Consider the following 6,262-nt stretch of genomic DNA (forward strand, 5'->3'; position numbering starts at 1 on the left):
GGCCCGGATCAGCCGTGCAGGTAGGCGATGCCGAGCTTGGTGAGCCGCCAGTGCTGGGCGGCGGAGCCGCTGTCGGTGGCGAGCCGGACCAGGCGGTTGCCCTGGGCGTCGGTCTGCGCGGTGGCGGTGGCGAGCTTCGTCGGGTCCTGGGAGTCGGCGAGGGCGTAGGTGCCGTCGCCGACCGGCTTCAGCAGCCAGTGCTGGTTGCCGCCGCCGTTGCAGCGCCACTGCTCGATCGTGGCGCCGGGCGCGGTGGAGGCCCCGGCGACGTCGAGGCACATGTCGCGGTTGCCGCTGAAGTCGAGCTCGTAGCTGCCGCCGGCCTTGGCCTCGAAGACGAAGGACTGGTTGAGGCCGCCGGTGGCCGGATAGGTGATGGCGGTGCGGCCGTTGGTGGCGTCGCCGTAGCTGCCGCCGCCGGCCAGGTCGAGCACCTTGCCGTCGGCCTGGTTGGTGAGCTGGTACCAGGCGCCGTCCTCGGGCCCGTCGGGGAAGGGCGCGCCGGGGGTGAGCGGGGTGATCGAGGTGCCGTCCTGCTGGTTGAGCGAGCAGAACGCCTGGCCGAGCGCGGCCTGCTGGTAGAACTGCCGCAGGCAGGCGGCCTCGGCGGCGTACCCGGCGACCCGCAGGTGGTACGACTGGCGGACGTTGTTCATGCACAGGCCGGGGATGGCGATCGGGCTGTCGCAGCCGTTGCGGGTCGTCTCGGAGAGGTCGATCACGTCGCCGTTGGTGTACTCGTACGGGGAGCTGGTCCACCCGGCGCAGACCTCGTGGCCGAAGGCGACCCGGCGCTGGTCGAGGTAGCGCACGCCGGGGACGGCGGCGGCGGCTTCGCGCAGGGCGTCGCTGAGGGTGGGGACGACCCAGTTGTGGCCCCAGGCGAGGTCCTCGGGGAAGGCGGGGCAGCCGTCGGCGACCTTCCCGGCGTAGTCGTTGCGCCGGAGGTCGGGGGTGATCGGGTTGAAGTAGGACTGGTGGACGAGCTGGTAGGAGTCGTCCGAGTAGCCCGCGGCCCGCATGGTGGCGCGGATGTTCGTGAGCGCGGCGACGACCTTGGGCTTGACCCCGGCGGCGCGGCGGGTGATCTCGGCGCTGCCGATGGTGTCGCGGCAGCCCTTGGACTGCGGGATCGGGAAGTACTGGGCGAGGCAGTCCATCATGATGTTCGCGAACTCGAAGTCGTCGTTGGCGCCGATCGTGACGACGACCATCTTGACGTCGTACTGCCGTGCGACGGAGGCGAGTTGGACGTCCTGCTTGGGCTCGCCGAAGTCGCCGCTGCCGGGGCCGGTGATCTTCGCCAGCTCGGGGTCGCTGACCAGGTCGCCGGTCTGGGCTCCGGAGCAGGCCAGGTCGATCGGGGTGACGCCGGGCAGTTGGGTCACGAAGATCTCGGACCTGGTGGAGCGGTGGCAGTAGTTGGTGGGCGTGTCGGTGCCGGGGACGTAGTCGTCGCCGGTGTCGGTGCCCGCGCCCTCGCCGGAGATCGCGCTGTCGCCGAGCGCGACGATCGCGGCGGGCTTGCCCGGGCTGCCGGACGCGGCCCGGGCGTCGGTGGCGCCGAGGCCGCCGCCGAGTCCGAGGGCGGCGAGCAGGGCGGCGGTGGCGAGCAGGGCGGGTGGGCGGCGGCGGGCGGCGCCGTGCGGTGACCTGGACACTCATGACTCCTTGCGAGGGTGGGGGTTCGCCCGGCGGCTGCCGGGCGGCGCGGAGCACGGGTGCCGAGCGGGGCTCGGCGAACATGAGGCAGGCTCACATGCTAGGTACTGACAGGTAACACAACAAGAGTCACGACGAGCCGACCCGGCGTCACCGCCCTTGCCGCTCCGGGCCCGGAACGCGGCCGGGCCGCCGCCCGCACCTCACCGGGAGGATGCGGACGGCGGCCCGGCCGACCAGGGGGCTCGCGTCAGCCGACGTTGGCGCAGGAGTTGCCGAACGCCGGGTTCAGGGCGCCGATGACGTCGATCGAGTTGCCGCACAGGTTGACCGGGATGTGGATCGGCACCTGGATCTGGTTGCCGGAGGCGACACCGGGGGAACCGGCGGCGACACCCTCGGCGCCGCTGCTCGCCATGGCGGACCCCGCACCGGCGGCGACGATGCCCACGACAGCGGCGCCGACGGCGGCGGCCTTCTTGATGCTCATTGAGTCTCCTCGATAAATCAGATCTTCCAATTGCCGCGCCGGGGGCTGCCGGTAGGAAGCACACGGGACGTGCACCAGGCCAACGAAGCCGCCCGGGCACAGTTGCGCACGCCCTCGAACAATCACCCACTCGGCGTAATCCGCCGCATTCGGGTGATCGGCGAATCCGACCGTTTCCCCGACCGCGCCGACTCGTTCTTCCTCACGAACACCGCTCCACAGGCAGCCCCCGGGCCGCCCTGGAAGCGCCGCGAAGCGACCGCTCCCCGCCGTGAGTGAGCAGTCGCGGGCGCACCCCGACGCGGCACGTACCGCCCAAGCCACGGGCGACACGAAGGTGTTGGGCCGCGTGAGTGACATTCACGGCGCATCCGGAAAACCGCGGGCGATGATGCCAATCGCCCGGCACCCGACCATCCACAGTCGGGCAGAACGTGAGGAAGAAAGCTATGCGCAACTTCAAGAAGGCCGCGGTCCTGTCCGTCGCCGCCGCCGGCCTGGTCCTCGGCTCCGCCGGTCTGGCCAACGCCTCCGCGGGCGCCGAGGGCGTCGCCGCCGGCTCCCCCGGCGTGCTCTCCGGCAACCTGATCCAGGTCCCGGTGCACGTCCCGGTCAACGTCTGCGGCAACACCGTCAACGTCATCGGCCTGCTGAACCCGGCGTTCGGCAACTCCTGCGCCAACGTCGGCTGAACTGCCTGACGCAGCGCCCGCGCCGCACCGCACGCCCGTCGTGCGGTGCGGCGCACCAACTCCCTGTGTGATCTAGGAGATCAACCCCCATGCAGAACGTGAAGAAGGCCGCCGTCCTGTCGGCCGCCGCCGCCGGCCTGGTGCTCGGCTCGGCCGGTCTGGCCAATGCCTCGGCCGGCGCCGAGGGTGTCGCCGCCAACTCCCCCGGCGTGCTCTCCGGCAACGCCGTGCAGGTGCCGGTGCACATCCCGGTGAACGTCTGCGGCAACTCGATCAACGTCATCGGCCTGCTGAACCCCGCGTTCGGCAACTCCTGCGCCAACGTGGACCTGCCGGCCGAGCACCACGAGCACCACGAGCCGCCGGTCGACGAAGACTGCTGAACGGCCCCGGCCGACCGGCACCCCGTGCAGACCGCCCCCCGGCCCAGCGGCCGGGGGGCCGCGCGCGTTCCACCCCGGAGCCCCGCTCCGCTCACCCCGTAAGGATTGGCCGATGTCCCGGAAGACCACCGGCGCCGTGGCCGCGCTCGGCGCCGCGATGCTGCTCGGCGGCGTCACCGCGCAGGCCGCGCACGCCGCGACCGAACCGCTCGGCGGGCTCCCCGTGCCCACCACCCACCTGCAGAACACCGACGCCCAGCAGGCCGTCGGCGGCACCACCGGCGCGCTGGGCTACGCGATCGCGCCGGTGAAGGAGCTGCGGCTCGACCCGTGGGCCGGCTCCGGCGCGGACGTGCTGAACAACGGCGTCGCGGTCGTCCCCGACAACGGCGTCGCGCCGGTCGGCACCGCCCCGCTGACCGCCCCGCTGTCCGGCGGCGGCGGCGCGCAGGACCTCCCGCTGGCCGGACCGCTGCTGGGCGTGCTGCCGGGCTGAGCACGGACACGACGGAGCGGCCCGGTCACCCCGCGGGGTGACCGGGCCGCTCCGCGCTGCCGACGGCCGGTCAGACCTGGGCCTGGTTCAGCCCCTCGGCGAGGATGCCCACCGGGTCGGCCTGGTTCACCATCTCGCCGGTGGTGGCGGTGGTGGTGGCGGCCAGGTTCCGCACCGAGTCGGTGACCGAGATCCGGTCCTGCTCGCCGCCGAGCGAGGCGCTGGCCCCGGGGACGGCCTGCACCGGCGCGGTCACCAGGTGCGGGTCGACCTTGTCCAGGGTCAGCGCGGCGTCGGTGAGCCGGCCGCCCTGGCCCTCCACGAAGGAGACCGGCTGGCCGAGGCCGACCGCCGGACCGGCCAGGTTGAGCGGGGCGGCCGGGGCGTCCAGGCCGAGGGTGCCCAGTTCGGCACCGCGGTCGACCTCGGGCAGCGGCAGCACCGCGCCCAGCGAGGGGCCCGCCTTGCCGCCGTTGATCGCGGGCAGCACGTGGTCCGGGATCGGCCGGGTGGGGCTCTGCCCGGTCTCGGTGGGCGGCATCAGCGGCGAGGTCGGGATCCCGCCGTGGATCTCGCCGCCGTCCGGCAGCAGCGGGAGCGGGGCGGTCGCGGCGCTGAGCGGAATGCTGAACGGCACCTCCTGGGTGGCCAGGCCGTTCTCGATCGCGGCCACCTCGGCCGGGGTCTTCGGGGCCGCCTGGGCCACGCCCTGGGTCGCCGCCACGCCGGCGCCGACCGCCAGCAGCAGGGCGCCGGTCGCCCGCTTGGAGAGCTTCATCGTGTTCGCCGTTCGTTCGGGGAAGTTCGTTCGGGCAAGTTTGTTCGGGGAAGTCTGTTCGGGAGAGTTCGCTCGGGGAATCGGTTCGACTGCCCGGTGGACACCCTGGCGAACGAGCCAGCGCCCGTGCGGATAGCGGGAGTTAACCGGAACGGCTGAATAATCCGATCTCCGCATCGTCGACAATCCGACCGGCACGCGGGGAAACCGGTGAACGCTGACGAATTTCCCCGCGACCCCGTAACTTTCCGAGTCGCCATTCTTTGATCCCGACGACGACGGGGCAGCACCCCTCGAACGGCATTTCAGAGAGGTATCTCCACCATGCTCAAGAAGACTTTCGCTACCGTCGGCCTGGCCGCCGCCGCGCTGGCCGCGGTGTCCACCCCCGCCGTCGCCATCGGCAACGCGGACGGTTCGGCCGGCTCGATCCAGGGCAACGGCGGCACCAACGCCACCGGCACCTGGGGCAACAACAGCCCGAACTTCCACTTCGCCGACAACCCGAACCTGTGCCTCCCGGAGATCCACAACATCGGCGTCGCCGTGCTCGGCGTGGCCGTTCCGGTCGAGGTCGACGCGCTCAACAACCAGCCCAAGCAGACCTGCGTGGTCGGCCAGGGCACCCTCGGCAGCGGCGACGGCGGCGTCTCCCACCTGGTCGGCTGACCCACCGTCACTGCCCCCGGCGCGGAGCCCCACGCTCCGCGCGGCACGACCCGCCGGGTCCGCTCCCCCGGCCCGGCGGTGGGACCAGGCGCGAGCCACGCGCCGGGCCACTGCTCCACTCCATCAGATCCGAAAAGGAAAACCCAATGATCAAGAAGGCTCTCGCCGCCGCCGGCGTCGCCGCCGCCGGTCTCGCCACGATCGCCTCCCCGGCGATGGCCATCGGTGACGCGGACGGCGCCGCCACCTCGGTCCAGGGCAACGGCGGCACCAACGCCACCGGCACCTCGGGCAACCACAGCCCGAACTTCCACACCCTGGACAACCCGAACCTGTGCCTCCCCGAGGTGCACAACATCGCCGTCGCCGTCATCGGCGTGGCGGTGCCGATCGAGGCCGACGTCCTGGACAACGAGCCGTCGCAGACCTGCGTCGTGGGCCAGAACACCGTGGGCAGCGGCGACGGTGGCGTCTCCCACCTGATCGGCTGACCTCCCGGTCGCAACCGATCCGCCGGGTCCGGGGGGAGCGATCCCCGCGGGCCCGGCGGTTCCACGTCTCCGGCCGCTCCCGGAAACCCGTTCGTCTGCGGCGCGATCGGGTGATCGGAGCACCGGTGGGCGCGTGCAGCGCCGCTCCAGCCGCACCCCTGTGCTGACGTAGAGACCGCACCACCCGACGCAGAGAGGAACTTCCCCATGAAGAGCAAGCTGGGCAAGGCCGTCATCACCTCGGTCGCCGCGCTCGCCCTGGCCGGCATCGCCGCCCCCGCCTACGCGCACGTCGCCGTCGGCGGCGGCTTCGAGGGCGTGGCCACCGCCGACGAGCCCTTCGTCGCCGGGCACTGGGCGGGCTTCGCCGAGACCTCCCACATCTTCACCGCGGGCGGCGGCTACGGCTGGGCCACCGACACCGCCGTCGGCGGCGGCGAGGGCGGCGTCGTCGCGATCGACTGACGCCGGACCGACGCCGGAGGGGGGGGGGGGGGGGGGCCGCCGCCCCCCCCCCCCCCGCGGGCCCCCCCGCCCCCCCCCCCCCCCCCCCGCGCGGGGGCCCCCCCCCGCCGCCCGCCCCCGCCCCCGCCCCCCCCGG

10 protein-coding genes are annotated in these 6,262 nt (G+C 73.1%); 7 read left to right on the plus strand and 3 right to left on the minus strand.

The features are described 5' to 3' along the window. Positions 1–8 precede the first annotated feature (8 nt). Both ACFY00_RS12715 and ACFY00_RS12720 read right to left on the minus strand, forming a co-directional pair. Positions 9–1,661, minus strand: coding sequence for an RICIN domain-containing protein (locus tag ACFY00_RS12715; RefSeq protein ID WP_388030376.1), 1,653 nt, complete (start codon positions 1,659–1,661; stop codon positions 9–11). Between the two features lie 251 nt (positions 1,662–1,912). Then, positions 1,913–2,152 carry a chaplin gene (locus ACFY00_RS12720; RefSeq protein ID WP_033213872.1) on the minus strand — a complete coding sequence of 80 codons (240 nt, stop codon included), beginning with the start codon at positions 2,150–2,152 and terminating at the stop codon, positions 1,913–1,915. 69 nt (positions 2,153–2,221) lie between these two features. Here ACFY00_RS12720 and ACFY00_RS12725 point away from each other — a divergent pair, with 69 nt between their 5' ends. The 4 genes from ACFY00_RS12725 to ACFY00_RS12740 all read left to right on the plus strand — a co-directional run bounded on the left by ACFY00_RS12725 (position 2,222) and on the right by ACFY00_RS12740 (position 3,723). Then, the gene (locus tag ACFY00_RS12725) at positions 2,222–2,431 is read left to right on the plus strand and encodes a hypothetical protein (RefSeq protein ID WP_388030377.1); all 210 of its coding nucleotides are present in this window, start codon (positions 2,222–2,224) and stop codon (positions 2,429–2,431) included. A 170-nt stretch (positions 2,432–2,601) separates the two neighbouring features. Then, positions 2,602–2,844, plus strand: coding sequence for a chaplin (locus tag ACFY00_RS12730; protein WP_014136468.1), 243 nt, complete (start codon positions 2,602–2,604; stop codon positions 2,842–2,844). 89 nt (positions 2,845–2,933) lie between these two features. Beyond that, complete coding sequence (locus ACFY00_RS12735) at positions 2,934–3,227, plus strand: chaplin (RefSeq protein ID WP_388030381.1); 294 nt, start codon at positions 2,934–2,936, stop codon at positions 3,225–3,227. A gap of 112 nt (positions 3,228–3,339) precedes the next feature. Next, positions 3,340–3,723, plus strand: a complete 384-nt coding sequence (locus ACFY00_RS12740; protein ID WP_388030382.1) for a hypothetical protein — start codon at positions 3,340–3,342, stop codon at positions 3,721–3,723. 70 nt (positions 3,724–3,793) lie between these two features. Here the strand turns inward: ACFY00_RS12740 and ACFY00_RS12745 are convergent, their stop codons facing one another. Next, complete coding sequence (locus ACFY00_RS12745) at positions 3,794–4,501, minus strand: hypothetical protein (RefSeq protein WP_388030384.1); 708 nt, start codon at positions 4,499–4,501, stop codon at positions 3,794–3,796. Positions 4,502–4,825: 324 nt separating this feature from the next. Between ACFY00_RS12745 and ACFY00_RS12750 the strand changes: the two genes are divergently transcribed. The 3 genes from ACFY00_RS12750 (at position 4,826) to ACFY00_RS12760 (ending at position 6,126) form a co-directional block, all read left to right on the plus strand. Continuing rightward, positions 4,826–5,170 (plus strand): hypothetical protein, encoded by a 345-nt coding sequence (locus ACFY00_RS12750; protein WP_014136472.1) that lies wholly within the window; start codon positions 4,826–4,828, stop codon positions 5,168–5,170. A gap of 146 nt (positions 5,171–5,316) precedes the next feature. Further along, positions 5,317–5,661, plus strand: coding sequence for a hypothetical protein (locus ACFY00_RS12755; protein ID WP_033252293.1), 345 nt, complete (start codon positions 5,317–5,319; stop codon positions 5,659–5,661). Between the two features lie 207 nt (positions 5,662–5,868). After that, positions 5,869–6,126, plus strand: a complete 258-nt coding sequence (locus ACFY00_RS12760; protein ID WP_388030387.1) for a hypothetical protein — start codon at positions 5,869–5,871, stop codon at positions 6,124–6,126. The last annotated feature ends 136 nt before the right edge of the window (positions 6,127–6,262 follow it).

The organism is Kitasatospora sp. NPDC001540, from assembly GCF_042894345.1.
GTDB lineage: Bacteria > Actinomycetota > Actinomycetes > Streptomycetales > Streptomycetaceae > Kitasatospora > Kitasatospora phosalacinea_C.

What these genes read in the sequence shown, in the direction of transcription:
- ACFY00_RS12720 (WP_033213872.1), bottom strand. Translation starts at nt 2,152, where the DNA reads ATGAGCATCAAGAAGGCCGCCGCCGTCGGCGCCGCTGTCGTGGGCATC.
- ACFY00_RS12730 (WP_014136468.1), top strand. Translation starts at nt 2,602, where the DNA reads ATGCGCAACTTCAAGAAGGCCGCGGTCCTGTCCGTCGCCGCCGCCGGC.
- ACFY00_RS12735 (WP_388030381.1), top strand. Translation starts at nt 2,934, where the DNA reads ATGCAGAACGTGAAGAAGGCCGCCGTCCTGTCGGCCGCCGCCGCCGGC.
- ACFY00_RS12740 (WP_388030382.1), top strand. Translation starts at nt 3,340, where the DNA reads ATGTCCCGGAAGACCACCGGCGCCGTGGCCGCGCTCGGCGCCGCGATG.
- ACFY00_RS12745 (WP_388030384.1), bottom strand. Translation starts at nt 4,501, where the DNA reads ATGAAGCTCTCCAAGCGGGCGACCGGCGCCCTGCTGCTGGCGGTCGGC.
- ACFY00_RS12750 (WP_014136472.1), top strand. Translation starts at nt 4,826, where the DNA reads ATGCTCAAGAAGACTTTCGCTACCGTCGGCCTGGCCGCCGCCGCGCTG.
- ACFY00_RS12755 (WP_033252293.1), top strand. Translation starts at nt 5,317, where the DNA reads ATGATCAAGAAGGCTCTCGCCGCCGCCGGCGTCGCCGCCGCCGGTCTC.
- ACFY00_RS12760 (WP_388030387.1), top strand. Translation starts at nt 5,869, where the DNA reads ATGAAGAGCAAGCTGGGCAAGGCCGTCATCACCTCGGTCGCCGCGCTC.